A 24,926-nucleotide genomic window follows, 5' to 3' on the forward strand; every position below is an offset into this window, starting at 1 on the left:
TTTTCAAACGACTGTTGTTTTCAACCGCTCGGCGATGAGAGCGGCAAGCCGCGTTGCCACCTCGTCCTTGGTCATTTCGGGCCATTCGTCGACGCCGGCCTTGGACACGATCCGCACCCGGTTGCGATCACCGCCCATGACGCCTGAGGGGCCGATGCCGCTCTCGTGCGACACGTCGTTGGCGACGATGAAATCGGCGCCTTTCTTCCTGAGCTTGGCCTCCGCATTGCTCAGGAGATCCTGCGTTTCGGCGGCGAAACCGACGACCAGGCCGGGTCGCTGGCTGTGATGGCCGACCCCGGCAAGGATGTCGGGGTTCTCCACCATGCGCAGCACCGGCGGACCTTCGCCCGCTACCTTCTTGATCTTTTCACCGGCTGAATTCTCGCTGCGCCAGTCGGCGACGGCGGCGACGAACACCGCGGCGTCGGCGGGCAGCAGCTGTTCGACCGCATCGCGCATCTCGCGCGCGCGCTCGACATGGATGGTCGTCACGCCGGCGGGGTCGGCAATGCCCACCGGACCGGAGACCAGGCGCACATCGGCACCAAGCCTGGCAAGGGCTGCCGCGATGGCATGGCCCTGCTTGCCGGACGAACGGTTGGCGATATAACGCACCGGGTCGATCGGCTCATGCGTCGGGCCGGAGGTGACGATGATCTTTCGGCCCGCAAGCGGCTTGGGGCCCGTATCGAGCAGCGCCTCGACCGCGGCGACGATCTCCAGCGGTTCCGCCATGCGGCCTTCGCCAGCCTCATGGCTCTCGGCCATCTCGCCTCTGGCCGGGCCGATGAAGGCGATGCCGTCCTTGCCCAGTGTCGCACGGTTGCGGCGGGTGGCGGCGTGCGCCCACATCCTCGGGTTCATGGCAGGTGCCATCAGTACCGGCTTGTCGGTGGCCAGAAGCACGGTCGAGGCCAGATCGTTGGCGTGGCCGTTGGCGAGCTTGGCCATCAGGTCGGCAGTGGCGGGCGCCACCACCAAAAGGTCGGCCTCACGCGACAGCCTGATATGGCCGACATCGTGCTCGTCATTGCGGTCGAACAATTCGGTGAAAACATGGTCGGCCGACAGCGCGCCGGCGGTCAGAGGGGTGATGAATTCCTGTGCCGCCGGCGTCATCACCACCCGCACCGAAGCTTCGCGCTCGCGCAGCCGGCGGATCAAGTCGAGCGCCTTGTAGGCGGCGATGCCCCCGCCGATGACGAGCAAGATGCGCTTGCCAGACAGTGCGCCGCGCGCAATGGTCTTGCCTGCGAGGACAGCCGCTGGGTTGGCCGCACCCTGCGCGCTGGTGAGTTCGCGCAAGGTCCTTTCGATCTGATCGATTCGGCCGGGCGCGATCTGGCCGTCGACAGCGGCCCGCAGCATGACCCGCGCCTGCTCTTCCATCGAGCGGTCGTTTTCGGCAGCCAATCGGCGCAGCAACTCCTTGACCTCATCGTCAAGGTTTCGGATCGTGATGCTCGCCATTTGATTGCACTCAACTCATCTTGTCCAGCAGCAATGATAGCAATGCAATCAAACAACGGCAAGTTGTGGGAGTTCGCCGCGATTGGGCTAAAGAAGCTTCCACGCGATATAAATCAACGTCAGCGCGATCACCCACAACGCCACGCGGCCGGAGCGGCTGTAGCGGGCTTCGGCCTTGCCGATGGCGCGAGCGGTGCTTTCGTCGAAGCGCAGGCCGTGCTCGGCCATCAGGTCGATCTCGCGCGACAGCCGGTCGGTCCGCGCGGCAAGCTCAGGCGCCTGGCGGGCGAGCGTCAGCAGCGCCTTGGCGCCGTCGCGCGCATCGATCATCATGCCGCGCGGGCCAAGGTTTCCAGCGATCCAGCCGCCGACCACCGGTTCGGCCGTCTTCCACATGTTGAAGGCGGGGTCGAGCGTACGCGCCACGCCCTCGACCACCACCATGGTCTTCTGCAGCAGGATCAGTTCCGGCCTTGTCGCCATGTCGAAGAGTTCGGTCACTTCGAACAGCAGCGTCAGCAGCTTGGCCATGGAAATGGTTTCGGCCGGCTGGCCGTGGATCGGCTCGCCAATGGCGCGGATCGCCTGCGCGAAGGCCGCGACATTATGTTGGCGCGGCACGTAGCCGGCCTCGAAATGCACTTCGGCGACGCGCAGATAGTCGCGGGTGATGAAGCCGTAGAGGATTTCGGCGAGGAAGCGGCGCTCCTTCTTGCCGAGCCGTCCGGCAATGCCGAGATCGACGGCGACGATGGTGCCGTTGGCCTCGACGAACAGATTGCCGGGATGCATGTCGGCGTGGAAGAAGCCGTCGCGCAGCGTATGACGCAGGAACGACTGGATGAGATTGGCGGCGATCGCCTTCAGATCGTGGCCGGCGGCTTCAAGCCCGGCGATGTTGTTCATCTTGACGCCGTCGACCCATTCCATGGTCAGCACGTCACGGCCGGTGCGCTCCCAGTCGACGGATGGCACGCGAAAGCCGGGATCGTCCCTGGTATTTTCACCGAGTTCAGAGAGCGCCGCCGCCTCGAGGCGCAGGTCCATCTCGATCTTGGTGGTCTGCGCCAGCGTCTCGGTCACCTCGACGGGCCGCAGCCGGCGCGACGACGGGATGTACTTCTCCTGCAGGCGGGCGGCGAGGAAATAGCTTTCGAGATCCTGGAAGAAGCGGCGGCGCACGCCGGGCCGGATGACCTTGACCGCGACCTTGGTGGCGGCGCCGTCATGGATGGTGTCGGCGGCATGGACCTGGGCGATGGAGGCGGCGGCGACCGGGTCGCCGAATTCAGCGTAGAGATCGGCCACCTTGCGCCCGAGCGAGGCTTCGATGGCCGCGACTGCCTCGGCCCTCGGGAAGGTGTGCATCTTGTCCTGCAGCATGGCGAGATCGAGCGCCATGTCGTTGCCGACGACATCAGGCCGCGTCGCCAGGAACTGGCCGAGCTTGACGTAGGAGGGCCCGAGCCGCACCACAGCCTTGGCCAGCCGGTCGCTGCGCTCATAGGCCAGCGCGCGGCGGCGGGTGAACAGACGCGCCAGCCGCCAGCCGAATTTCGGCAGGCCGGACAATTCCTCGCCCGGCAGAGCGGCGATGACGCCCTCGCGCACCAGCACCCAGCCGGCCCGTGCGAGCCTGAAACCAGCGCCGACGCTGCTCATGGCCGCGCCCAGGCCGGTCTTTGCGACCGGTGCGAGCCATATCGGGGATGGGAAATGCGCTGCAGCCTCAAAGCTTCCAGCCCGAATGAAGCGCGGCGATGCCGCCGGAATAGTTGCGGAAGGAAACGCGGTCGAAGCCCGCATGAGTGATCATGGACGCAAAGTTTGCCTGGTTGGGGAATTTGGCGATCGATTCGACCAGATAGGAGTAGGGCTCGCCGTCGCCGGTGACCATCTTGCCGATCCTGGGAATGGCGTTGAACGACCAGGCCTCATAGACCTTGTCGAGCAACGGCATCTCGACCTCGGAAAATTCCAGGCACAGGAACCGCCCGCCGGGCTTCAGCACGCGGAACGCTTCGCTGAGCGCGAGATGGATATGCGGTACGTTGCGGATGCCGAAAGCGATAGTGTAGGCGTCGAATGTGGCATCAGTGAAAGGCAATTCCTCGGCATTGGCCTCGACGAAATCGATGTTGCCGGACAGGCCCTTCTTCTCGGCCCGGTCGCGGCCGACAGCGAGCATCGAGCCGTTGATGTCGAGCACGGTGGCGTGCGCGTTGCCATGGCTGGCGTCGACGATGCGGAAGGCGATGTCGCCGGTGCCGCCGGCCACGTCCAGGACTTTCCAGCCCGCCCGCTTCGGCGGATTGAGCCATGTCACCATGGCGTCCTTCCACAGCCGGTGCAGGCCACCCGACATCAGGTCGTTCATCAGGTCGTAGCGGTTGGCGACCTTGTGGAAAACGTCGTTGACCAGGGACTGCTTCTCGCCTTCCCCTACACGCTTGAAACCATAAGAGGTTTCCATGCCGCCCGCGGCCGTGGTTCTCTCAACTGACATTTTTTTGATCCGTCATAAAACCGGCGGGACCATAGCCGATCGATGCTGTGGGCGCTATTGTTTAAGGCGCGGTGTTCAGCCGCGCTTCCAGGTGGTGGGTTTTCAAGACCTGGACTGACCGACGGGATGTTTGAATGCCTTTGAAAGCGGAATTGCACTGCCACATTGAAGGGGCAGCGGCGCCAGAACTCGTCATCCGCCAGGCGCAGAAATACGGCAAGGACACCTCGCCCTATATCCAGAACGGTTCGTTTGTCTGGCGCGATTTCACCTCCTTCCTGGCGGCTTATGATTTTTCCGCCGATCTGTTCCGCACCGAGGAGGATTATGCGCGCCTCGCCGATCATTATCTGACCAGCCTGGCCCGCGACGGGGCCATCTATTCCGAGGTCTTCACCTCGCCGGACCATGCGACGAAAGCCGGCCTGTCGCCCAAGGCCTACACCGACGCGCTCGGCGAAGGTATGCTGCGCGCCAAGGCCAAGACCGGCATAGAGGGTCGCATGATCGTCACCGGCGTGCGCCATGCCGGCGTCGAGTCGATCGAGAAGGCGGCGCGTTTCGCGGCACGCTGCGGGCATCCTCTGGTCACCGGCTTCGGGGTCGCGGGCGATGAACGCATGGGCGAAATGGAAGACTATGTCAGGGCCTTCGAGATCGCGCGCGAGGCGGGGCTTGGCATCACCATCCATGCTGGCGAGCTGACGGGTTGGGAGACTGTCCAGGCAGCGCTTGACTATATCCGTCCCTCGCGCATCGGCCACGGCGTGCGTGCCATCGAAAATCCGGACCTTGTCCGGCGCATCGCCGACGAGGGCGTGGTGCTGGAATGCTGCCCCGGCTCCAACATCGCGCTCAAGGTCTTCGACAGTTTCGCCGACCATCCGTTCCCGGCCTTGCGGGCCGCCGGCTGTAAGGTGACGCTCAACTCCGACGATCCGCCCTATTTCTGGACGTCGCTGAAGCGCGAATACGACATCGCGGCGGAGCATTTCTCGATGAATGAGAAAGCGCTCGCGACGGTCACCCGGACGGCCATCGAGGCCGGTTTCGTCGATCGTAAGACCAAGACGGCACTTCTCGCCCGGCTGAACGGCGCGGCGCGCTGATTTCTTCACCGACGATTTCTGGCGACAAAGCTGTGGTCGGTGGCGGCCAAGCGGTTCCTTGGCCGGCCCATTGTCGTTAGGGTTCGCCCAGGCAGCCTGAAGCGCGACATGTCCCCGGGGATCCATGCGCGCGGTTCGGGCGACACGCATCAGGAGACCATCATGAAGGGCGTCACCGTCGTCGACCACCCGCTTGTCCAGCACAAGCTGACCATCATGCGCAAGAAGGAGACTTCGACGGCCGGCTTCAGGCGGCTCTTGCGAGAGATATCGCTGCTGCTCGGCTACGAGGTCACCCGCAATCTCGAACTGACGACGACGACGATCGAAACGCCGATCGAGACCATGGAAGCGCCGACGCTGGAGGGCAAGAAACTGGTCTTCGCCTCGGTGCTGCGCGCCGGCAACGGCCTGCTCGAAGGCCTGCTCGACCTGGTGCCGGCGGCGCGCGTCGCCCATATCGGCCTCTACCGCGATCACGAGACGCTGGAGGCGGTCGAATATTTCTTCAAGGCGCCGAGCGATCTTGCCGACCGTCTGGTGATCGTCGTCGATCCGATGCTGGCGACCGCCAATTCGGCGATCGCGGCGATCGACAAGCTGAAGGGGCGCGGCGCCACCCACATCCGGTTCCTCTGCCTTCTGGCTGCGCCCGAAGGCATCGAGCGCTTCACCAAGGCGCATCCGGACGTGCCGGTCTTCACCGCTTCCATCGACCGTCAGCTCAACGAGAAGGGCTACATCATGCCCGGCCTCGGCGACGCCGGCGACCGCATGTACGGGACGAAATAATTTACCAAACGTTTACGCAACGCCGTGGTTTCGGCGGGCGTTAAAGCGGCAAACACCATCAGGGCTTAAGGATCGGCCGTCACAAAGGCCGGTCCATGCTCCGCAAACTTCTAATCCTCAGCGTTTTCGCCGGCACATCGGCGTGGATCCCTGTCGTCTATCAGTCAAATCCGCAGATCTTCGAAAACCTGCTGAAATCGGCAACGATTGCCAAGCCCGATGCCGGGCAGCAACCGAAGATCAACCTTGCATCGGTTCCAGACAAGCCGGTGGCGCCGCTTGCGACTGGCCGCAAGGTGATCATCAATGCGGACGCCCGCGGGCACTTCACGTCGATCTTCAGGCTCAACGGCCGCCAGGTTGACGGCATGATCGATACCGGTGCCACCCTGGTTGCCGTCAACACGTCAACGGCGCGTCGGATCGGGCTGTCGCTCAATCCGTCGGATTTCAGCCACGAGGTCAGCACCGCCAACGGTACGATCAAAGCGGCCGTGGTGATGATCAATCGCCTTCAGGTCGGTAGCGTTGTCGTCGATGACGTGCAGGCCATCGTGCTCGACGACAAGGCCTTGCAGACCAACCTGATCGGCATGAGTTTTCTTAAACGGCTCAGCAAGTACCAGGCCGAGGACGGCACGCTGCTGCTTGTCCAGTAGCTCTGTTTTCCGCAATTCCGGGCGGAAAACCGTTTCACACTTTTCCTGGAATTGCTTTAACCGCGCGGCAGGATCCGCCGGATCACGGCTTTATCCGCCGGTGGTTTCGAAGCACCGACAGCATAGGCCGAGAGCACAGCGTCGGCCGCCGCTTCGGCGTCGGAAGGCGAGCGGGCGTGGATCAGCGCCAGAGCATCTCCGACGTGTACTTCCGCGCCTATCGGTATCAGCCTTGTGATGCCGACCGTGGGATCGATTTTGTCGTCGGGCCGGGTGCGGCCGCCGCCCAGAGCAACCACCGCAAGGCCGATGTCGCGGGTGGCGATGCCGGTGACGAAGCCGCCGGTCGTTGCCTTGACCGCGAATTCCGTTGCCGCTTCGGGCAAGTATTTTTCCGGCTTTTCGATAAAGTCCACGGGGCCGCCAAGCACCGCCACCATGCGGGCGAAGGTGGCGGCGGCGCGGCCGCTGGCCAGCGTCTCCGTGGCGCGCCGCATGCCATCCTGATTTGACGACACCAGCCCGGCCGACTGCAGCATTTCGGCGGCCAGCGCCAGCGTCACATCCTCCAGCCGCCGGTCGCGCAGACGGCCGGTGAGGAAATCGACGGCGTTGCGCACCTCGACGGCATTGCCGGCCGCCGAGGCCAGCGGCTCGTTCATGCCGGTGATCAGCGCCGAGACTTTCAGCCCGGCGCCGCTGGCGACCTCGACCAGGCTGTTGGCGAGCGCGGTGGCGTCGCGCGACTTCTCCATGAAGGCGCCATTGCCAACCTTGACGTCGAGCACCAGCGAGCCCAGGCCGGCGGCCAGTTTCTTCGACAGGATCGAGGCGGTGATCAGCGGCACCGATTCCACGGTGCCGGTGACGTCGCGGATGGCATAGAGCCGGCGATCGGCGGGCGCCAGATCGGCGGTCTGGCCGATGATGGCGCAGCCCGATTCTAGCACAGCGCGGCGAAACAGCGTGACATCGGGCTGGCTGGCATAGCCGGGGATAGCGTCCATCTTATCCAGCGTGCCGCCGGTATGGCCAAGGCCACGGCCGGAGATCATCGGCACATAGGCGCCACAGGCGGCGACGATCGGCGCCAGCATCAGCGAGACGTTGTCGCCGACACCGCCCGTGGAATGCTTGTCGGTGACCGGACCGGGCAGGTCCGACCAGTCGAGCACGTCGCCGGAATCGCGCATGGCCAGCGTCAGCGCGACGGCCTCGTCGCGGTTCATGCCGTTGAAGAACACCGCCATGGCAAAGGCCGCGGCCTGGCCGTCGGTGACGGCACCCGAGGTCACGCCGTCTATGAAAGCGGCGATTTCACCAGCCGAGAGCCTGTGGCCGTCGCGTTTGTGACGGATGATTTCCTGCGGAAGCATCAGCTCTCCAGCAGCCCGTCGCGGAACACACGCTGCAGCACCGTCGCCAGCCGCGAGCCGCCGACCGGCGCCATATCCTTGGTCTCCTGGTGCGAAAGCTCGGCTCCGGTCATGCCGGCCGCCAAATTGGTGATCACCGAGCAGGCGGCGACGCGCAGGCCAAGGAATCTGGCGAGAATGACTTCCGGCACCGTCGACATACCCACCGCATTGGCGCCCATGATGCGCGCCATGCGGATTTCAGCCGGCGTTTCGAAACACGGGCCGGAAAACCACATATAGACGCCCTTGTGCAGCGCGGTGCCGGTCGCCTTCGCCGCATGCTCGATCGCCTTGCGGATACCGGCATCATAGGCTTCGGTCAGGCCGACGAAGCGGCGGTCGCTCGGCTCGCCGATCAGCGGATTGCTGCCGGAGAAATTGATGTGGTCGGTGAGCAGCATTATCGAGCCCGGCGGCATCTCCGGATCGACCGAGCCGGCGGCATTGGTGAGGATCAGTTTGGTAATGCCGATGCCGGCAAGCACTTCCAGCACCGGCCGCATCGCCGCGGCGTTACCGTGCTCATAGTAATGCGCGCGGCCGGAAAGCATCAGCACCGGCGTGCCGGCAAACAGTCCCGCCACCACTTCGCCGGCATGGCCGCTGACGCCGCTGCTCGGAAAACCGGGCAGGTCGGCATAGGGGACACGGATCGGGTTCTCGATCCGGTCGACGAGGACGCCGAGCCCCGAGCCGAGCACCATTGCGGTCGACGGCGCCAGACCGTCCAGCCTCTCGATCAGATGGTCCACGGTCTTCTGGGTCATTGCAGCCAGCCGGTCATTTGAGCCAATACTTGATTTTGAGCCGATTCTTCATTTGAGGATGTCGCCACGAAAACCGTAGGGCAGCATCTCGCCCATGGTCACGGTCTCGGCCACGCCCGTGTTGTCGCAGAGATAGAGTTTCGTGTCCGGCCGGCAGAACTCGGCCAGCCGCTGGCGGCAGCCGCCGCAGGGCGAGCATTTGGCCATGCGTTCGGCTAGGACCGCGATTTCCACGATCTTGCCGCCGCCGGCCATGATGTAGTGGCCAAGCGCTGTCGTCTCGGCGCACCAGCCCTCCGGATAGGAGGCGACCTCGATGTTGGCGCCGGTGAAGACGCGGCCGTCCTCGGTGCGCAAGGCGGCGCCTACCGGAAATTTCGAGTAGGGCGCATAGGCCTTGGCCATGGCGGCCTTGGCCGCTTCGAACAGATCATGCGACATTCAGTTGTTCTCTCCGATGATCATGTCCAAAACCCGGCGCGTCCTTCGCGCCGAGGCATCGGTCCTCAGCGTTCCTTGACGTATGGCACGCCGCCGGCGCGCGGCGGGATCGCCTTGCCGATGAAGCCAGCGAGCAGGACGACGGTAAGGACATAGGGCAGGGCCTGCATGAATTGTGCCGACACCTTGCCAACAATGGGCAGCGGCGAGCCTTGCAGGCGGATCGAAGCCGCGTCGAGGAAGCCGAACAGCAGGCAAGCGAACATGGCGTTGACAGGCTTCCACTTGGCAAAGATCAGCGCGGCCAGCGCGATATAGCCCTTGCCCGCGGTCATGTCCTTCACGAAGCCGCCATTCTGCACCATCGACAGGTAGGCGCCGGCGACGCCGGTGAGGATGCCGGTGCAGATCAGCGCCCGATAGCGCAGCCAGGCGACCGAGATGCCGGCGGTGTCGACGGCTGCCGGGTTCTCGCCGACGGCGCGCAGCCGCAGGCCGAAGCGGGTGCGGAACAGCACCCACCAGGTGAACGGCACCATCGCGAAGGCGAAGTAGACCAAAATCGAATGACCGAGCACGAGCTCGGCAAAAATCGGGCCGAAGCCGGGAATCCGTGCCAGCGCATCGATCAGCAGCGCCGGCAGGTAAAGAATGAGCCCGCGTATCGAGGCGAGAAAATCGGCGAAGCTCGCGGTGCTGAAGCTGTATGTGGAAAGGAAGTTCGAGATCACATACGCCGTTATCGATTCAAACCGTTCGCCTGGCTGCAAGGCCGGGGTGCGCCCGCCCTGCTGGAACCAGGCCTGGCCCAGAATGATGGTCGAGCCGGCGGCGATGAAATTGATCGCCACGCCCGAAACGATCTGGTTGCCGCGATGGGTGATCGAGGCGAAGCCGTGCACCATGGCGAAGGCGACCGAGATCAGGATGGCCATGCCAAGGCCGATAAAGGCGGAGTGGAAGACCGAGGCCGCGGCGGCGCCGGCGAAGGCACCGACCAGCATCTTGCCTTCGAGCCCGATATCGAAGATGCCGGAACGCTCGGAAAAGAGCCCAGCAAGGCAGGCGAGCAGCAGCGGCACCGAAAGGCGGATAGTGGAGTCCAGGACCTGGACGATGGCGTTGACGAAATCCATCTCAGGCGCCCTTTCCCTTGACCGCTTCCATGCCGACCGACCGCGGGCTGAACGAGGCGAACAGCGCCTGGATGTAAGGCCGGAACATGTGTTCGAGCGCGCCGGCGAACAGGATCACCAAGCCTTGAATGATGACGATCATGTCGCGGGAAATCGCCGGCATCTCGAAGGCGAGTTCGGCGCCGCCCTGGTAGAGCATACCGAACAGGATCGCCGCCAGCACGATGCCGACCGGGTGCAGGCGCCCCATTAAGGCGACCGCGATGCCGACGAAGCCGGCGCCGGAGACGAAGTCGATCGCGACATTGTGCTGGTCGCCCATCACCGGATTGAGCGCCATCATGCCGGCCAGCGCGCCCGAGATCATCATTGCGGTGATGATGATGCGGGTTTCCGAGATGCCGGCATAGCGCGCGGCCTTCGGGCTGTGGCCGTAGGTGCGCATCTCGTAGCCGAGCTTGGTGCGCCAGATCAGCAACCAGACCAGGAATGCCATGGCGAGCGCCAGCAGGAAGGTGACGTTGAGCGGCGCAGAGCGAATCTTGGCCCCAAACAGCTCGATGATCCAGTTCAGTTTCGGCAACTCGGCCCCGGCGAGGAAGTTCCGGGTTTGCGGGGCTTGCGATCCTGCCGGCTTCAACGCTCCGACCAGCAGATAGACCATGATCGAAGCGGCGATGAAGTTGAACATGATGGTGGTGATGACGATGTGCGAACCGCGCTTGGCCTGGAGATAGGCGGGGATCAGCGCCCAAAGCGCGCCAACGGCGGCCGAAGCAACGATGGCCAGCGGGAAGGTCAGCCACCACGGCAGCACGCTGTCGAAGGAGAGGCAGACGATGGCGATGCCGAGGCCGGCAATATAGGCCTGCCCCTCGGTGCCGATGTTGAACAGGCCGCAATGCGCCGCCACCGCCACTGAAAGTCCGGTGAAGATGAAGGTGGTGGCATAGAAAAGGGTGAAGGCGATGCCCGTTCCCTTACCGAAAGCGCCCTCGACCAGGATGACGGCGGCGCGGAACGGATTTTCGCCAACCAGAAGCACGACGAAGCCGGCGACGATGAAAGCCACTGAGAGGTTGATCAGCGGAATCAGCCCATAGTCGGCCCAGGCCGGCAGTTTTGCGTAAGGCGTGCTCATGCGGCAGCCTCCTGGCGCTCGACGCCCGCCATCAGCAGGCCAAGCTCGCCTTCGGTTGCCTCCGGGCCGCGCTCGCCGACGATGCGGCCGGCAAACATCACCAGGATGCGGTCGGAGAGGGAACGGATCTCGTCGAGCTCGACCGAAACCACCAGCACCGCCTTGCCCTGGTCGCGCATGGCGATGAGGCGCTTGTGGATGAATTCGATGGCGCCGACATCGACGCCGCGCGTCGGCTGGCCGACGATCAGCACGCCTGGATCCTGTTCGATCTCCCGCGCCAGTACGATCTTCTGCTGGTTGCCGCCGGAGAAGTTGGCGGTCTTCAGGCGCGGATTGCCGGGACGGATATCGTATTTCTCGATCTTGTCCCTGGCGTCGGCCATGATGGCATCGACGTTGAGGAACGGCCCCCTGAGGTAACGCGGGTCGTCATGATAGCCGAGAATGGAATTCTCGTTCTCCTCGAAGGCCAGCACCAGCCCGACATGATGGCGGTCCTCCGGCACGTGGGCCAGCCCACGGTCGCGCAATTCGCCGGGATCGGCGGCCCCGGTCAGGTCGATCGGCTTGCCGTCCAGCATGACCGAGCCGGAAACGGCGCGCCTGATGCCGGAAATCGCTTCGAGCAGTTCGGATTGTCCGTTACCGGCGACCCCGGCAATGCCGACGATCTCGCCGCCGCGCACGTCGAAGGAGATGTCGTCGACCATGGTGACGCCGCGCGAATCCTTCACCGTCAGGTTCTTGACCGCGAGCTTGACGGCACCGGCTTCGGCTTCGCCCTTCTCGACCCTCAACAGGACGCGGCGTCCGACCATCAGTTCGGCCAGTTCCTCGACGGTGGTTTTCCTCGTCTCCCTGGTCGCCACCATCGTGCCCTGGCGCATGACCGAGACGGTATCGGTGATGGCCATGATCTCACGCAGCTTATGGGTGATCAGCACCACGGTCTTGCCCTGGTCCTTCAACTGCTTGAGGATGCGGAAGAGGTGGTCGGCCTCGGCCGGCGTCAGCACGCCCGTCGGCTCGTCGAGGATCAGGATCTCGGCGCCGCGATAGAGCGCCTTGAGAATTTCGACACGCTGCTGCAGGCCGACCGGCAGTTCCTCGATGATGGCGTCGGGATCGACATCGAGCCCGTATTCGCGCTCCAGACGCTCCAGCTCGGAGCGAGCCTTGGCAATACTGCGCTTCAACAGCGCATCGCTTTCCGCGCCGAGGATGATGTTTTCCAGCACGGAGAAATTGTCGACCAGCATGAAATGCTGGTGCACCATGCCGATGCCGAGCGCGATGGCATCGTTGGGCGTCTTGATCGACGCCGGGTTGCCGCCGACGCGGATCTCGCCGCTGTCGGCCTGGTAGAAGCCATAGAGGATCGACATCAGCGTCGATTTGCCGGCGCCGTTTTCGCCGACGATGCCGTGGATGGTGCCGCGCGCGATCTCCAGATTGATGTCGCGGTTGGCGCGCACGGCGCCAAAACTCTTGTTGATGCCGATCAGTTCGATTGCGGCTTGCGCCATGCAGCCAGTCCCACTCTTATTTTTTTATCGCTTGGTCAAAATGCCTAGCATGACGCTCCGCCCATGCCAATTGGCCTGAGCGGCATTGAGCAGCATCCACTCTCGGCAAATCCCGGTGCGCTTGTCAATTTCCAACGTGTCCGCCCGCGTCATATTCGCTAATATGACGAAGTCGAAATTTGGCACCACGACGCAAGACTTTGTGGTGCAACATCTGGGGTTGCGAATGACCATGCCCGCCGACCGGCTGACGACGTTGGAAATCCGCGCCGCCGAGCAGGAAAAGACCATCGAGGAACTGTCGGGGCAGATCGCCGAGCAGTGGAAAGTGGTCGAACGCATGCAACGCAAGCTCGATGCGCTGACCGACCGCTTCCTTGCGCTGGAAGAACAGGCAGCACCCGACGTGCCCGTAACCAAGCCGCCGCACTGGTGAAGAAGGGGAGGCGCAAGCCATGGCAAGTGAAAGCGACCGCATCGCAAGGGCCGGCGACTATGTGCTCGGCCTGATGAACGACGCGGAGCGCGAGCGGGCCGAGCGCGATCTCGAGATCGACCCTGCCTTCCACGATGCCGTGGTGCGGCTTGCCGAACGCATGCATGTCTTCGACCGTGTCGAAAAACCCGCCTTGCCCGCCAATCATTGGGCGCTGGTTACGCAACGCCTCGCCGAATTGCCGCAGATGCGCAGCGTTGGACTCGGCAACGAGGCCGGACCGCGCCCGGTGATCCGAAGCCTGTCCCGGTCACCGTACGGCGTTGGCGTGCATTCGCTCGGCGGCCGGCGCGGATTTGTCGTCGCCATCGTGCTGATCGCGGTCTTCGCGCTGGGCTATCTCGTCGGCAAATTATAGGCCAATGCAAAACCGCCGGACTTGCGCCCGGCGGTTGCAGATCGTGGCTGTATCGCGCTGCCGATCAATAGGGGCAGGCGTTGTCAGCCGTGTAGTCGTGCACCTGGATCGTGCCGGCGATGATGTCGGCCTTGGCCTTTTCGACGGCGGCTTTCATCTCGGGGGTGACCAGCGCCTTGTTGTTGTCGTCCATGGCGTAGTCTACGCCGCCCTCCTTGAGGCCGAGGTTTTGCAGGCCGCCCTTGAAGGTGCCGTTCTTGCCATCCATGAAGGCGTTGTAGACGGCAACGTCGACACGCTTCATCATCGAGGTCAGCACCTTGCCGGGCTGCAGGCCGTTCTGGTTGGAATCGACGCCGATGCCGAGCTTGCCGGCATCCGCCGCCGCCTGCAGCACGCCGACGCCGGTGCCGCCGGCGGCCGCATAGACCACGTCGGAGCCCTGGTCGATCTGCGTCTTGGCGATCTCGCCGCCCTTGGCCGGGTCGTTCCAGGCAGCCGGCGTGTCGCCGGTCATGTTCTGGATGACGTCGGTCGCGCCGGCCGACTTGGCGCCGCCGACATAGCCGCATTCGAACTTGCGGATCAGCGGGATGTCCATGCCACCGATGAAGGAGACCTTCTTCGACTTCGATGCCATCGCCGCCATGATGCCGACGAGATAGGAGCCTTCGTTCTCCTTGAACACCAGCGAGCGGACATTGGGCATATCGACGGCGTCGTCGATGATGGCGAAGTTGAGGTCGGGATAATCTTTCGCGACGGCTTTCAGTGCATCTTCCCAGGCAAAGCCCGCCATGACGATCGGGTTGCGGCCGTCCTCGGCGAAGCGGCGCAGCGCCTGCTCGCGCTGCGAGGCGTTGGAGACCTCGAACTCGACATAGGGCGTGCCGGTCTCGGTCTTGAACTTCTCGGCGCCATGGAAGGCAGCCTCGTTGAAGGATTTGTCGAACTTGCCGCCCAGATCATAGAGGATGGCCGGCTGGACATCCGCGGCCAAAGCCGGAAGAACCATTGCGGTTGCGGCCAGGAGGCCGAGAACGATACGTTTCATGTGATCCACACCCTGTCGGTTATTTTTTCCGTTACGCCCCGCCTGCCAGCCCGGTTCTGCGGCAGGCATGCGACGTCAGCCAGGAGTGTATTCCCCTCCCGCTCGCGGGCAATCTGGCACGGCCCGAAACAAAATTCACGCGGAATTTTGACCTTTTGGAAAAGCGTGCCACGGGCAAGCCGCGCCGCAATGCGATCCTTGCACGCCACAAGGGTTCATCGTTTCCACGGAAACGCCGAACCGCTCTAACTTTTTGATTTGACGCAATTCCCGCGGCGAAGGCGCCATGCGCTTTCCCCGGAAAACCGTTTCACACTTCCTGGAATTGCTCTTCCCGGAATCGCTCTGGCTGGAATTGCTCTGGCCGTCAGGTGATGGCCGCCGGCATGGTGCAGGCGATGCCCGTGCCCTTGAGGTTGCAATAACCGTTAGGGTTCTTCGCCAGATATTGCTGGTGCCCGGCCTCGGCGAAGTAGAAGGCGGGTGCCGGCGCGATCTCGGTGGTGATCCTGCCGTGGCCGGCACCGCGCAGCATGGCGTCATAGGCATCGCGCGAGGCGACCGCCGCCCGGTGTTGCGCATCGCCCGATGTATAGATCGCGGAGCGGTAGGTGGTGCCGACGTCGTTGCCCTGGCGCATGCCTTGCGTCGGGTCGTGGCTTTCCCAGAACAGCCGCAGAAGGTCGCCATAGGAGACGATCCTGGGGTCGAAAACGACCAGCACCACTTCTGCATGGCCGGTGAGGCCGGTACAGGTTTCCTGATAGGTCGGGTTGGGCGTGATGCCGCCGGCATAGCCGACGGCCGTCACCCAGACGCCTTCGATCCGCCAGAACAGGCGCTCCGCGCCCCAGAAGCAGCCGAGCCCGAACATCGCCGTCTCCAGCTCCTCGGGGTAAGGCCCTTTGAGCGGCCGTTTCGAAACGAAATGCCTGGGCGCGGTTGCGATGGCCTTGGCACGGCCCGGCAGCGCCTCGGATGGCTTGGGCGGATTGAGCTTTTTGTTCAGAATGTCGCTGAGAAAGAACATCGGCGGCCTTCCTTTCCGGGCAGGATCGCGAGAATGGATCAGTTGGCGGCGAATTGGCCTGTGCGCCGCTGGCGCCTGTAGCCGATGGCGTAGAGCAGGAAGGCCAGCACCGCGAACACGGCGAAGCCCGGCTGGTTGAGTACCCAGGCGATGGCGCCATCCCACAGCAGCGGGCTGGCCTTGGCACGGACGAAGGTTTCGAAAGCCGCCCGCGTGTCGGGCGAGACGGCCAGCCAGCTGGCGTTGAGCGGGGTCAGCACCAGCGTCGAAGCCGCCACCGTACGCGTCGTGTCGAGCACCGCCATGATGACGGAAACCGATAGCGCGACCATGGCCGCAAGGCGAAAAACGAAGCGAAACATCAAGCTCTCCCCCGGCCGATCCTGGAAGCGTTCCCAAGGATCTCCGGCACCTGTCCCGAAACGAGAAATAGAGTGCGCATGGCTTGCCCGCAACCGCGATACGCGAATTTGAAGGCCGGCACTTCCTCTATGTCACCGGCTCGCGCCCGCGCCGATGCACGAGCCAGACAGCCAGAATGCCACCGCCAATGGCGCCGACCACCAACCCGCCCAGACCGAAGAAGGCGGCGAAATAGCCGCAGCCACCCTCGAAGCAGCTTACCTGGGCGACATCGGCGATCACCGAACCGGCGAGGAAACCGCCCACGGCACCGACGACGGCGCCGAGGATGATGCCGAGCAAGGCGGCGAGAATGGAAAAGCCGACAGGCGGCGCCTCGGTTCGCGGCCTGGCGTAGACGGTCTCGGCGCCGGAACCGCGGCGCAGCAGGTAGATGCAAAGCAGGCCGATGCCGATCTCGATGGCGGCAATGCCGACGCCCCTGGCGGAGAATACGAAATCCGGCACGGCAAGCACATAGACTTGCCTTGCCAGCACCCAAACGATGAAGGCGATCTGCCAGATGGTGAAATGGCGGGGGAAACGCCCCGAGCGGCCAAAGGCGAGGCCGAGCAAATAAAGCCCCCACAGGATGGTGACGACATTGGCGACGAGCCCGCCAAGGAGGAAATAGAAGATCTTGTCCGGCAGGCTGGAATTGCCGACCAGCCACCATGCCGACGCCAGGCCATAGACCGACCAGGCCATGACGAAGATGAGCCAGCCGACCGGGACGTAAAAAAGATCGCCACCCGGACGGCCTGCTGGCGCCTGCCCACTGCCTGGTTGTTCGCTGCCGGATGCCATATCAGGACGATGCCCCCGCAAAGCCTCGGCCTCACTCGACAGGCGGCTGGCCGCGAAGTCAAGCACGGCGGGCCTCGCGGCCTTGCCTGTGCACATCATTCGGGGTCTGCACCCCGGAAACAGGTAAGGCGGCGGTCTCGCGAAACGCCTTGTGGCCGGCAAAGCGAATAGACTGTGCTTATGGCTTGGCATTCGGCGCGGGATCGACTAGATGAGCCCCGCGCCTGTTGCTTTGACGGCTCAGGTGCGACGGGAAGGTGTCTGCTGGTTGGCGGCACCCACGGCGCGGAAATCGCGTGCCGGCCTCCCTGAAGGGACTGCATTGTCCCCAACCCGCGCGGCGCAACCGGCCATCGCGAAAAAATGCAAGGACGGAGAGGTGGCCGAGTGGTTGAAGGCGCACGCCTGGAAAGTGTGTTTACGGGAGACCGTAACGCGGGTTCGAATCCCGCTCTCTCCGCCAGCCCTGCCTAGATCATTGAAATATATTGTGTCCCCACGTCTCGACTTTGCGCGGCGGCACTGGCAGCCTTGGAGCAATCTAACGCCTGGCCGGTTGATCCGCGATTAGGTTCAGCGAGCCCGTTTGGCAAAGCGAGTAAGCCAGCCATCTAGCCTCGTTGCCGGCCGAGTTGGTTCGATGGCCGTCCTGTCTCCGGCTGCTGAAAATTTGATGTAGTTCCACGAGCCGTCGGCGCGAATAGCAGGAACAGAGCATCCATCCGGAACCTCTCGCCGCTCCCGCGCGTTTCCCGGCGTCCCGTTCGTGGACCGGCCCGGATATCTCTCCTGGCGCTGCGACAATCAGGAGCCCGCTTCATGCACGACAAGCTGTTTCATTCACCGGTCGCACTGACCGTCGGCCTCGGCTTCAAGCGCGAGATTGCCTCGCTGGCCGAAATGCACGATTTCCTGACCAATTGGACGACCTCGCGCCGTGGCCCGCTGCATCGTCATGCCGTGGAGGCGTGTGACCTTGCGCTGGAAGGCTGCATCACCAGGGACGAGGCGCGCCATGCGCTCGTCGAATTCGCGAAGGCCGCCGGCATTCTCTGGCCCGAGATCGAGCCGGTCATCGTGGCCCGCGCCGTCGCGCGCGGGTATGGCGGCTACGCCGCTTGACCGTCGGCATCTGTCATCCCGGTGGCCAGTGGTGCCACCACCCAAAGCCCGGCTTGGCCCTCCCGAGCCGGGCTTTTTCGTTGCTGTGCTCGAGATAATTCACCGTTTTGGAGATGCGTGCCGGCGGTTCGGCTTGGGGTTCACCGAGCTGGGTTCGTCCGCTGCTTGTGCCGCAAGGCGCAGTGCTTTCAGCCGCGCCGTCTTTTCCTCGCGAGCCGCCCGCTCCGCGGCAATCACGATTTCCGATTCGCGCTTGGCGCGCTCGTCACGCTGTGTGTCGACTTTTGCGCGGTTCATGATCGCTACTCCTTCCGCGAGGCAGGCGGTTTCGGAACATCCGCTGCCTCCATCATCTTCCGGTCGCCCATGCTGCAGCGTTGCAGCGGGGACGGCGATTACAAATGATGGTCGCGGGACTTTTGTCATCGATGCGGGGGAGGGTTGTCAGCCGCACCATCCCGAAGAGACGACGAGCGACGCCTCGAAGATCTGGCGTCCGTCCTCGTCACGTACCTTGACGGTGATAGCGGTGTGGTCGTTTTCCATGATCTCGTCGCGGACGATGTCGGGCAGAATGCGGATCGCTTCGCGCCGCATGCGCTCGGGCGTTTCGAAGACCTGGCCTTCATTATCCACCGTCAGACCGTCGCCATTATAGAGGTCAAGATAATATCGAGGCATGACGGGCTGGACCTCAGGCTGGCGAAATAGCGAGATATTCAACCGACAATTCGCGGGCTGGGCAGTTGTTCCACCAACGGTGGCATTTGCCGTGGAACAAGCGGGTGCAACAAATGTTAATGCCTATCAGCGGCCAAAGGCCTAGTGCATCCGGAGCCGCCTTGCTTCCGACAGAAACACTTGGCGATCGGCTTCTGAAGCCCTTTCGCCGGAGATTGCGGTGCTTGAATCCCTTTATCTGAACCTGGGCCAGCACGATGCTCTGTCAGACGCCGAGAAGGCGCTCCTGGCCGGCGCCATGACCTTCGAGCGGCATTTCGCAACCGGCCAGGACATCGTCGCATCGGGATCGCGCCCGACCTACTCGACACTGATCCTCGACGGGCTGGCGGCGCGCTACAAGGTGCTGGAGAATGGTGGCCGGCAGTTCACGTCGTTGCAGGTGCCCGGCGACTTCGTCGATCTCCATGCTTTCCTGCTGAAGACCATGGATCACGGCATCGTCGCCTTGTCGCCCTGCCATGTCATGTTCGCCGATCACGCCCGGCTTCGCGCCATCACCGAGCAGGCGCCGCACCTGACAAGGCTGTTGTGGCTGGACACGCTGGTCGACGGCGCCATACACCGCGAGTGGATCGTCGCCATGGGACGGCGCTCCAAGACCTCGCATCTGGCCCATCTCGTCTGTGAACTCTTCGTGCGGTTGCAGGTGGTGCAACGCACCAACGGCATGAGCTTTCACCTGCCGCTCTCACAAGCCGAAATGGCCGATGTGCTTGGCCTTTCCGTCGTGCATATGAACCGTGTCATCGGCGCCTTGCGCAAGGTCGGTGTCGTCAGCTGGGCAAACCACACCGTCACAATCCTGGACTGGCACAAGCTGCGGGAAATCGCCGAGTTCGATCCAACCTATCTCAGCATGACGCGCGAGCCGCGCTAGCTAATTTCCGAACGCGGCTCGACGATCATTCAGGAGTTTACGCTGCTTCGGCGGCGACGTTCACGGCCGACTCCGCAATCTGCGTCAGGGCTTCGTCGGTCGCCTTCTCTTCCTTCAGGGTCGCTTCGAGAAGTGTCACGGCGTCGTTCAGGCCGAGTTCGCCAGCCCATGTCCTCAGCGTGCCGTAACGCGAGATTTCGTAATGCTCGACCGCCTGCGCGGCGGCCAGCAGGCCGGCATCGAGCGCGGGAGATTCCTTGTACTCCTCCATGATCTCGGCGCCTTCCTCGGTGATGCCCATGATGGCGGCACAGGTCTTGCCCACCGGCTTCTTGCCGATCACGCCGAAGACTTTCTCCAGCCTTGCGACATGGCCTTCGGTTTCGGTGCGGTGCTTTTCAAAGGCGGCTTTCAACTCGGCGCTTTGCACTGCCTTGGCCATTTTCGGCAGCGTCGCCAATATCTTCTTTTCCGCGAAATAGATGTCTTTCAGCGTGTCGTGAAACAGGTCGTCGAGCATTTTCTGCTTTGCCATCGTCGTCTCCTCTGATGCGTGGGCCCTCGGCTCGACAACCTCGCGCTGGAAGATTTGTTCCCGCTCTCGCGAACGGAAACCTTTATAAAATTCCTATTTCTTTCCTGCTCGCGCCGTCTCGAACCTTTATGGCGTTCGGGTCCATATTCTCCAGGGAAGACACAGCTCGGTCGCGATAATCTGCCGTGACGGGGTGCTTCCATATGGCTTCAGCCTGCCGATGGCAGGCGTACAGTGCGAAACGCAAATAAAACGAAGATAAGGAACATGCACGATGGATATCGTCGTTGTCGGTCTGGAGATTTTGTTCTTCGCCCTTTCCGTCGCCTACATCAAAGTCTGCGACATTCTTTAAACCGGAGGATCGCAACATGCTTCTCGACTATATCCTTGGCGGCGGTGTGACCTTGTTCCTGCTCGCCTACCTGACATACGCCCTCGTTCGCCCAGAACGCTTCTGACGGCAACAGCAAGGCACGGAAAGCTACAGCCATGACATTCAACGGATGGATACAGATCCTCGCCTACTGCGTGGTGGTCGTTCTGCTGGTTAAGCCTCTCGGCGGCTATATGTACCGCGTTTTCAACGGCGACCGCACATTCCTCTCGCCGATACTCGGGCCCTTCGAACGCGCCCTTTATCGCATTTCGGGAACCAGCGAGCGCGAGGAGCAGCACTGGACCGTTTATGCGGCAGGCATCATTTTCTTCAGCCTGGCCAGCTTCCTGGTCCTCTATGTCCTGCAGCGCCTGCAAGGCGTCCTGCCCTACAATCCGGCCGGCATGACCGCGGTTGAGCAGACGCTGTCCTTCAACACCGCCGTCAGCTTCGTGACCAACACCAACTGGCAGAACTATGGCGGCGAAAGCACGATGTCCTACCTCGTGCAGATGGCGGGCCTGACGGTGCAGAACTTCATGTCAGCGGCGGTCGGCATCGCCATCGCGGTCGCGCTGATCCGCGGCTTCGCCCGCGCCTCGGTCAAGTCGATCGGCAATTTCTGGGTCGATATGACCCGCTGCACGCTCTACATCCTCCTGCCGCTCAGCATCGTGCTCACCCTTGTCTATGTCTGGCTCGGCATGCCGCAGACGCTCGGGCCCTATGTCGACGCCACCACGCTCGAAGGCGCCAAGCAGACGATCGCTCTCGGCCCGGTTGCCTCGCAGGTCGCCATCAAGATGCTCGGCACCAATGGCGGCGGCTTCTTCAACGCCAATGCCGCGCATCCTTTCGAAAACCCCGACGCGATCTCGAACTTCATCCAGATGGTCACGATCTTCGCGCTCGGCGCCGCGCTGACCAACGTCTTCGGCCGCATGGTCGGCAACCAGCGCCAGGGCTGGGCGATCCTGGCCACGATGGGTGTCCTGTTCATCGCCGGCGTCGCGGTCTGCTACTGGGCGGAAGCATCAGGCAACCCGCTGGTGCACGCGCTGGGCATCGACGGCGGCAACATGGAAGGCAAGGAGAGCCGCTTCGGCGTCGCCTTGTCGGCACTGTTCGCCGTCATCACCACGGCCGCGTCCTGCGGCGCGGTCAACGCCATGCATGACAGTTTCACCGCGATCGGCGGCTTCATCCCGATGATCAACATGCAGCTCGGCGAAGTCATCGTCGGCGGCGTCGGCGCCGGCTTCTACGGCATCCTGATGTTCATCGTCGTCGCCGTCTTCGTCGCCGGCCTGATGGTCGGCCGCACGCCCGAATATCTCGGCAAGAAGATCGAGGCCAAGGAGGTCAAGATGGCCATGCTCGCCATCCTGTGCCTGCCACTGGCGATGCTGACCTTCACGGCAATCGCCGTCGTCCTGCCGACCGGCGTCGCCTCCATGGCCAATGGCGGGCCGCACGGCTTCTCCGAAGTTCTCTATGCCTACACCTCGGCGGCCGCGAACAACGGCTCGGCCTTTGGCGGCCTTTCCGGCAACACGCCCTGGTACAACATCACGCTCGGCATCACCATGTGGATGGGTCGCTTCTTCGTCATCATCCCGGCGCTTGCCATCGCCGGCTCGCTGGCGACGAAGAAGACGGTGCCGGCGTCGGCCGGCACGTTCCCGACCGACGGCCCGCTGTTCGTCGGGCTGCTGGTCGGCGTCATCCTGATCGTCGTGGGCCTCACCTTCTTCCCGGCGCTGGCGATCGGACCGATCGTCGAACACCTGGCCATGATTCATGGGCAGACCTTCTGAGAGCGCCCCGTCTTGGGTCAAAGTCATGTCCTGGTTAAACATCAAGCGGCGCAACGTTGAGCGTCGAGGCGACAGGGAGGGGGAGACAATCCCTCCCCCTTTCCCGACCGTGTCCACATTCTTCGGCATAGCGGCCGTCATGATCGTGATCTGGCTGCTGGTCTATGGGCCGCCGCATCTTCCTTCGGCATCCGATCGATCGGTGCCTGCCAACATTTCAGATACTGGAGCCAACAAATGAGCCAGTCCAAATCCGCCAGCATCATGGATGCCGGCATCCTGTGGCCCGCCATCGGCGGGGCCTTCAGGAAGCTCAACCCGCGCACCCTGATCAGGAACCCGGTGATGTTCGTCGTCGCCGTCGTCTCGGCGCTGACATCAGTGCTGTTCGTCAGGGACCTGATCACCGGCGGCGGCGACTTCAAGTTCACGCTGCAGATCATCATCTGGCTGTGGTTCACCGTGCTGTTCGCCAATTTCGCCGAAGCCGTCGCCGAAGGCCGCGGCAAGGCGCAAGCCGACTCGCTGCGCAAGGCGCGCACCGAAACCCAGGCCAAGCTTCTGACCGGTGAGGATCGCACGAAATACAAACTGGTGCCTGGCACCAGCCTGAAAGTCGGCGATGCCGTGCTGGTCGAGGCCGGCGACATCATCCCGTCGGACGGCGAGGTGGTCGAAGGCGTCGCCTCGGTCAACGAGGCGGCGATCACAGGCGAATCCGCACCGGTCATCCGCGAATCCGGCGGCGACCGTTCAGCGGTGACCGGCGGCACGCAAGTGCTGTCCGACTGGATCCGCGTGCGTATCACCGCGGCATCGGGCCATACCTTCCTCGACCGCATGATCTCGCTGGTCGAAGGTGCCGAGCGCCAGAAGACGCCGAACGAGATCGCGCTCAACATCCTGCTGGTCGGCATGACGCTGATCTTCGTGCTGGCCACGGCGACGATCCCGAGCTTCGCCTCCTATTCGGGCGGCTATATTTCGGTAACCGTCCTCGTCGCCCTATTCGTCACCCTGATCCCGACCACGATCGGCGCGCTGCTTTCGGCGATCGGCATCGCCGGCATGGACCGCCTGGTGCGCTTCAATGTGCTGGCCATGTCGGGCCGTGCCGTCGAGGCGGCCGGCGACGTCGACACGCTGCTGCTCGACAAGACCGGCACGATCACGCTCGGCAACCGCCAGGCGACGGAATTCCGTCCGGTCAAGGGCGTCACCGAACAGGAACTCGCCGACGCGGCCCAGCTCGCCTCGCTCGCCGACGAAACGCCGGAGGGCCGCTCGATCGTCGTCCTGGCCAAGGAGAAATACGGTATCCGCGCCCGTGACATGGCAACGCTGCACGCCACCTTCGTTCCCTTCACCGCGCAGACCCGCATGAGCGGCGTCGACGTCGACGGCTCGTCGGTGCGCAAGGGCGCGGTCGATTCCGTGCTTGCCCATGTCAACCAGCCGACGGTTGCCGCTCACGGCATGCGTCCGAGCAGCGATTCCGTCCGGGATCTGCAGGCGGTCGCCGACGAGATCGCCAAGTCCGGCGGCACGCCGCTGGCGGTCGAACGTGACGGACGCCTGCTCGGCGTCGTCCATCTCAAGGACATCGTCAAGGGCGGCATCAGCGAGCGCTTCGCGGAATTGCGGCGCATGGGCATCCGCACGGTGATGATCACCGGCGACAATCCGTTGACGGCCGCCGCGATCGCGGCGGAAGCCGGTGTCGATGACTTCCTCGCCCAGGCCACGCCCGAGGACAAGCTGAAGCTGATCCGCGACGAACAGGCCAAGGGCAAGCTGGTCGCCATGTGCGGCGACGGTACCAACGATGCGCCCGCCCTTGCCCAGGCCGATGTCGGCGTCGCCATGAACACCGGCACGGTTGCGGCGCGCGAAGCCGGCAACATGATCGATCTCGACAGCGATCCGACCAAGCTCATCGAGATCGTCGAGATCGGCAAGGCCCTGCTGATGACGCGCGGCTCGCTGACGACCTTCTCGATCGCCAACGACGTGGCCAAGTACTTCGCCATCATCCCGGCGATGTTCGCCGTCTTCTACGTTGCGCCCGGACAGACCACCGGTCCGCTGCAGGCGCTCAACATCATGCATCTGTCGACGCCGCAGAGCGCCATCCTGTCGGCCATCATCTTCAACGCGCTGATCATCATCGCGCTGATCCCGCTGTCGCTGAAAGGCGTCAAGTATCGTGCGATCGGCGCCGGCGCGCTGCTCAGCCGCAACCTTCTGGTCTATGGCCTCGGCGGCATCATCGTCCCCTTCGTCGGCATCAAGGCGATCGACATGATCGTCACCGCCCTCGGCCTCGCTTAAGGA

At 63.5% G+C, this 24,926-nt stretch carries 26 protein-coding genes and 1 tRNA gene; 11 read left to right on the plus strand and 16 right to left on the minus strand.

Features of this window, described 5'->3' with window-relative positions; genetic code table 11:
• Positions 1–3: 3 nt before the first annotated feature.
• From coaBC to ubiE, 3 genes are all read right to left on the minus strand, one after another.
• Complete coding sequence (gene coaBC / locus A3AU_RS0133030) at positions 4–1,473, minus strand: bifunctional phosphopantothenoylcysteine decarboxylase/phosphopantothenate--cysteine ligase CoaBC (protein ID WP_027056654.1); 1,470 nt, start codon at positions 1,471–1,473, stop codon at positions 4–6.
• Positions 1,474–1,560: 87 nt separating this feature from the next.
• Positions 1,561–3,135, minus strand: coding sequence for a 2-polyprenylphenol 6-hydroxylase (gene ubiB, locus A3AU_RS0133035; protein ID WP_027056655.1), 1,575 nt, complete (start codon positions 3,133–3,135; stop codon positions 1,561–1,563).
• Positions 3,136–3,202: 67 nt separating this feature from the next.
• On the minus strand, positions 3,203–3,979 hold the full coding sequence (gene ubiE / locus A3AU_RS0133040; protein ID WP_027056656.1) for a bifunctional demethylmenaquinone methyltransferase/2-methoxy-6-polyprenyl-1,4-benzoquinol methylase UbiE: 777 nt from the start codon (positions 3,977–3,979) through the stop codon (positions 3,203–3,205).
• Between the two features lie 134 nt (positions 3,980–4,113).
• On the opposite strand from ubiE, the gene A3AU_RS0133045 reads away from it, so the two are divergent.
• The 3 genes from A3AU_RS0133045 (at position 4,114) to A3AU_RS0133055 (ending at position 6,539) form a co-directional block, all read left to right on the plus strand.
• Complete coding sequence (locus A3AU_RS0133045) at positions 4,114–5,088, plus strand: adenosine deaminase (protein ID WP_027056657.1); 975 nt, start codon at positions 4,114–4,116, stop codon at positions 5,086–5,088.
• Between the two features lie 162 nt (positions 5,089–5,250).
• A complete protein-coding gene (gene upp, locus A3AU_RS0133050) occupies positions 5,251–5,880 on the plus strand; it encodes a uracil phosphoribosyltransferase (RefSeq protein WP_027056658.1) in 630 nt (209 codons plus the stop codon).
• A gap of 95 nt (positions 5,881–5,975) precedes the next feature.
• Positions 5,976–6,539: a TIGR02281 family clan AA aspartic protease gene (locus tag A3AU_RS0133055; protein ID WP_027056659.1), complete on the plus strand. Its 564-nt coding sequence runs from the start codon at positions 5,976–5,978 to the stop codon at positions 6,537–6,539.
• Positions 6,540–6,595: 56 nt separating this feature from the next.
• Here A3AU_RS0133055 and deoA read toward each other — a convergent pair whose 3' ends face one another.
• The 6 genes from deoA to A3AU_RS0133085 all read right to left on the minus strand — a co-directional run bounded on the left by deoA (position 6,596) and on the right by A3AU_RS0133085 (position 12,971).
• Positions 6,596–7,915, minus strand: a complete 1,320-nt coding sequence (gene deoA, locus A3AU_RS0133060) for a thymidine phosphorylase (RefSeq protein WP_027056660.1) — start codon at positions 7,913–7,915, stop codon at positions 6,596–6,598.
• Positions 7,915–8,724 carry a purine-nucleoside phosphorylase gene (locus A3AU_RS0133065; protein WP_027056661.1) on the minus strand — a complete coding sequence of 270 codons (810 nt, stop codon included), beginning with the start codon at positions 8,722–8,724 and terminating at the stop codon, positions 7,915–7,917. Before A3AU_RS0133065 ends, deoA begins: the two co-directional genes overlap by 1 nt.
• A 48-nt stretch (positions 8,725–8,772) precedes the next feature.
• Positions 8,773–9,165 (minus strand): cytidine deaminase, encoded by a 393-nt coding sequence (gene cdd, locus A3AU_RS0133070; protein ID WP_027056662.1) that lies wholly within the window; start codon positions 9,163–9,165, stop codon positions 8,773–8,775.
• Positions 9,166–9,230: 65 nt separating this feature from the next.
• Positions 9,231–10,301 (minus strand): ABC transporter permease, encoded by a 1,071-nt coding sequence (locus tag A3AU_RS0133075; RefSeq protein ID WP_027056663.1) that lies wholly within the window; start codon positions 10,299–10,301, stop codon positions 9,231–9,233.
• A gap of 1 nt (position 10,302) precedes the next feature.
• On the minus strand, positions 10,303–11,442 hold the full coding sequence (locus A3AU_RS0133080; protein WP_027056664.1) for an ABC transporter permease: 1,140 nt from the start codon (positions 11,440–11,442) through the stop codon (positions 10,303–10,305).
• On the minus strand, positions 11,439–12,971 hold the full coding sequence (locus tag A3AU_RS0133085) for an ABC transporter ATP-binding protein (protein ID WP_027056665.1): 1,533 nt from the start codon (positions 12,969–12,971) through the stop codon (positions 11,439–11,441). The genes A3AU_RS0133080 and A3AU_RS0133085 overlap by 4 nt, the downstream gene beginning before the upstream one ends.
• Before the next feature lie 226 nt (positions 12,972–13,197).
• On the opposite strand from A3AU_RS0133085, the gene A3AU_RS0133095 reads away from it, so the two are divergent.
• Together A3AU_RS0133095 and A3AU_RS0133100 are read left to right on the plus strand one after the other, a co-directional pair.
• On the plus strand, positions 13,198–13,407 hold the full coding sequence (locus A3AU_RS0133095) for a SlyX family protein (protein ID WP_027056666.1): 210 nt from the start codon (positions 13,198–13,200) through the stop codon (positions 13,405–13,407).
• Between the two features lie 19 nt (positions 13,408–13,426).
• Positions 13,427–13,825: a hypothetical protein gene (locus A3AU_RS0133100; protein ID WP_027056667.1), complete on the plus strand. Its 399-nt coding sequence runs from the start codon at positions 13,427–13,429 to the stop codon at positions 13,823–13,825.
• Positions 13,826–13,889: 64 nt separating this feature from the next.
• Here A3AU_RS0133100 and A3AU_RS0133105 read toward each other — a convergent pair whose 3' ends face one another.
• From A3AU_RS0133105 to A3AU_RS0133120, 4 genes are all read right to left on the minus strand, one after another.
• Positions 13,890–14,879, minus strand: a complete 990-nt coding sequence (locus A3AU_RS0133105) for a BMP family lipoprotein (protein ID WP_027056668.1) — start codon at positions 14,877–14,879, stop codon at positions 13,890–13,892.
• A 367-nt stretch (positions 14,880–15,246) separates the two neighbouring features.
• Positions 15,247–15,909 (minus strand): peptide-methionine (S)-S-oxide reductase MsrA, encoded by a 663-nt coding sequence (gene msrA / locus A3AU_RS0133110; protein ID WP_027056669.1) that lies wholly within the window; start codon positions 15,907–15,909, stop codon positions 15,247–15,249.
• 38 nt (positions 15,910–15,947) lie between these two features.
• Positions 15,948–16,271, minus strand: coding sequence for a hypothetical protein (locus tag A3AU_RS0133115; protein ID WP_027056670.1), 324 nt, complete (start codon positions 16,269–16,271; stop codon positions 15,948–15,950).
• Between the two features lie 127 nt (positions 16,272–16,398).
• Complete coding sequence (locus tag A3AU_RS0133120; protein WP_245235634.1) at positions 16,399–17,184, minus strand: hypothetical protein; 786 nt, start codon at positions 17,182–17,184, stop codon at positions 16,399–16,401.
• A 307-nt stretch (positions 17,185–17,491) separates the two neighbouring features.
• Between A3AU_RS0133120 and A3AU_RS0133125 the strand changes: the two genes are divergently transcribed.
• Positions 17,492–17,581, plus strand: a tRNA-Ser gene (locus tag A3AU_RS0133125).
• Between the two features lie 356 nt (positions 17,582–17,937).
• Complete coding sequence (locus A3AU_RS0133130) at positions 17,938–18,240, plus strand: DUF982 domain-containing protein (protein WP_027056672.1); 303 nt, start codon at positions 17,938–17,940, stop codon at positions 18,238–18,240.
• Between the two features lie 99 nt (positions 18,241–18,339).
• Here the strand turns inward: A3AU_RS0133130 and A3AU_RS1000000138705 are convergent, their stop codons facing one another.
• Together A3AU_RS1000000138705 and A3AU_RS0133140 are read right to left on the minus strand one after the other, a co-directional pair.
• The gene (locus A3AU_RS1000000138705; RefSeq protein ID WP_032918611.1) at positions 18,340–18,537 is read right to left on the minus strand and encodes a hypothetical protein; all 198 of its coding nucleotides are present in this window, start codon (positions 18,535–18,537) and stop codon (positions 18,340–18,342) included.
• 147 nt (positions 18,538–18,684) lie between these two features.
• Entirely contained in the window at positions 18,685–18,921 is a 237-nt protein-coding gene (locus A3AU_RS0133140) for a DUF6894 family protein (protein WP_027056674.1), read from the minus strand.
• 220 nt (positions 18,922–19,141) lie between these two features.
• On the opposite strand from A3AU_RS0133140, the gene A3AU_RS0133145 reads away from it, so the two are divergent.
• Entirely contained in the window at positions 19,142–19,861 is a 720-nt protein-coding gene (locus A3AU_RS0133145) for a Crp/Fnr family transcriptional regulator (RefSeq protein ID WP_027056675.1), read from the plus strand.
• Positions 19,862–19,898: 37 nt separating this feature from the next.
• On the opposite strand, the gene A3AU_RS0133150 is transcribed toward A3AU_RS0133145, so the two are convergent.
• A complete protein-coding gene (locus tag A3AU_RS0133150) occupies positions 19,899–20,396 on the minus strand; it encodes a YciE/YciF ferroxidase family protein (protein WP_027056676.1) in 498 nt (165 codons plus the stop codon).
• Positions 20,397–20,767: 371 nt separating this feature from the next.
• On the opposite strand from A3AU_RS0133150, the gene kdpF reads away from it, so the two are divergent.
• From kdpF to kdpB, 3 genes are all read left to right on the plus strand, one after another.
• On the plus strand, positions 20,768–20,857 hold the full coding sequence (gene kdpF / locus A3AU_RS01000000136705) for a K(+)-transporting ATPase subunit F (RefSeq protein ID WP_032918612.1): 90 nt from the start codon (positions 20,768–20,770) through the stop codon (positions 20,855–20,857).
• Positions 20,858–20,888: 31 nt separating this feature from the next.
• Complete coding sequence (gene kdpA / locus A3AU_RS0133165; RefSeq protein WP_027056677.1) at positions 20,889–22,592, plus strand: potassium-transporting ATPase subunit KdpA; 1,704 nt, start codon at positions 20,889–20,891, stop codon at positions 22,590–22,592.
• 237 nt (positions 22,593–22,829) lie between these two features.
• Positions 22,830–24,923, plus strand: a complete 2,094-nt coding sequence (gene kdpB, locus A3AU_RS0133175; protein WP_027056679.1) for a potassium-transporting ATPase subunit KdpB — start codon at positions 22,830–22,832, stop codon at positions 24,921–24,923.
• The last annotated feature ends 3 nt before the right edge of the window (positions 24,924–24,926 follow it).

Origin of the sequence: Mesorhizobium erdmanii USDA 3471 (assembly GCF_000472705.1) — a bacterium.
GTDB lineage: Bacteria > Pseudomonadota > Alphaproteobacteria > Rhizobiales > Rhizobiaceae > Mesorhizobium > Mesorhizobium erdmanii.

What these genes read in the sequence shown, in the direction of transcription:
- A3AU_RS0133085 (WP_027056665.1), bottom strand. Translation starts at nt 12,971, where the DNA reads ATGGCGCAAGCCGCAATCGAACTGATCGGCATCAACAAGAGTTTTGGC.
- A3AU_RS0133055 (WP_027056659.1), top strand. Translation starts at nt 5,976, where the DNA reads ATGCTCCGCAAACTTCTAATCCTCAGCGTTTTCGCCGGCACATCGGCG.
- A3AU_RS0133075 (WP_027056663.1), bottom strand. Translation starts at nt 10,301, where the DNA reads ATGGATTTCGTCAACGCCATCGTCCAGGTCCTGGACTCCACTATCCGC.
- A3AU_RS0133140 (WP_027056674.1), bottom strand. Translation starts at nt 18,921, where the DNA reads ATGCCTCGATATTATCTTGACCTCTATAATGGCGACGGTCTGACGGTG.
- A3AU_RS0133105 (WP_027056668.1), bottom strand. Translation starts at nt 14,879, where the DNA reads ATGAAACGTATCGTTCTCGGCCTCCTGGCCGCAACCGCAATGGTTCTT.
- A3AU_RS1000000138705 (WP_032918611.1), bottom strand. Translation starts at nt 18,537, where the DNA reads ATGAACCGCGCAAAAGTCGACACACAGCGTGACGAGCGCGCCAAGCGC.
- A3AU_RS0133100 (WP_027056667.1), top strand. Translation starts at nt 13,427, where the DNA reads ATGGCAAGTGAAAGCGACCGCATCGCAAGGGCCGGCGACTATGTGCTC.
- A3AU_RS0133150 (WP_027056676.1), bottom strand. Translation starts at nt 20,396, where the DNA reads ATGGCAAAGCAGAAAATGCTCGACGACCTGTTTCACGACACGCTGAAA.
- upp (WP_027056658.1), top strand. Translation starts at nt 5,251, where the DNA reads ATGAAGGGCGTCACCGTCGTCGACCACCCGCTTGTCCAGCACAAGCTG.
- kdpB (WP_027056679.1), top strand. Translation starts at nt 22,830, where the DNA reads ATGAGCCAGTCCAAATCCGCCAGCATCATGGATGCCGGCATCCTGTGG.
- A3AU_RS0133095 (WP_027056666.1), top strand. Translation starts at nt 13,198, where the DNA reads ATGACCATGCCCGCCGACCGGCTGACGACGTTGGAAATCCGCGCCGCC.
- coaBC (WP_027056654.1), bottom strand. Translation starts at nt 1,473, where the DNA reads ATGGCGAGCATCACGATCCGAAACCTTGACGATGAGGTCAAGGAGTTG.
- msrA (WP_027056669.1), bottom strand. Translation starts at nt 15,909, where the DNA reads ATGTTCTTTCTCAGCGACATTCTGAACAAAAAGCTCAATCCGCCCAAG.
- deoA (WP_027056660.1), bottom strand. Translation starts at nt 7,915, where the DNA reads ATGCTTCCGCAGGAAATCATCCGTCACAAACGCGACGGCCACAGGCTC.
- ubiE (WP_027056656.1), bottom strand. Translation starts at nt 3,979, where the DNA reads ATGTCAGTTGAGAGAACCACGGCCGCGGGCGGCATGGAAACCTCTTAT.
- A3AU_RS0133080 (WP_027056664.1), bottom strand. Translation starts at nt 11,442, where the DNA reads ATGAGCACGCCTTACGCAAAACTGCCGGCCTGGGCCGACTATGGGCTG.
- kdpA (WP_027056677.1), top strand. Translation starts at nt 20,889, where the DNA reads ATGACATTCAACGGATGGATACAGATCCTCGCCTACTGCGTGGTGGTC.
- A3AU_RS0133065 (WP_027056661.1), bottom strand. Translation starts at nt 8,724, where the DNA reads ATGACCCAGAAGACCGTGGACCATCTGATCGAGAGGCTGGACGGTCTG.
- A3AU_RS0133115 (WP_027056670.1), bottom strand. Translation starts at nt 16,271, where the DNA reads ATGTTTCGCTTCGTTTTTCGCCTTGCGGCCATGGTCGCGCTATCGGTT.
- cdd (WP_027056662.1), bottom strand. Translation starts at nt 9,165, where the DNA reads ATGTCGCATGATCTGTTCGAAGCGGCCAAGGCCGCCATGGCCAAGGCC.
- A3AU_RS0133045 (WP_027056657.1), top strand. Translation starts at nt 4,114, where the DNA reads ATGCCTTTGAAAGCGGAATTGCACTGCCACATTGAAGGGGCAGCGGCG.
- ubiB (WP_027056655.1), bottom strand. Translation starts at nt 3,135, where the DNA reads ATGAGCAGCGTCGGCGCTGGTTTCAGGCTCGCACGGGCCGGCTGGGTG.
- A3AU_RS0133130 (WP_027056672.1), top strand. Translation starts at nt 17,938, where the DNA reads ATGCACGACAAGCTGTTTCATTCACCGGTCGCACTGACCGTCGGCCTC.
- kdpF (WP_032918612.1), top strand. Translation starts at nt 20,768, where the DNA reads ATGCTTCTCGACTATATCCTTGGCGGCGGTGTGACCTTGTTCCTGCTC.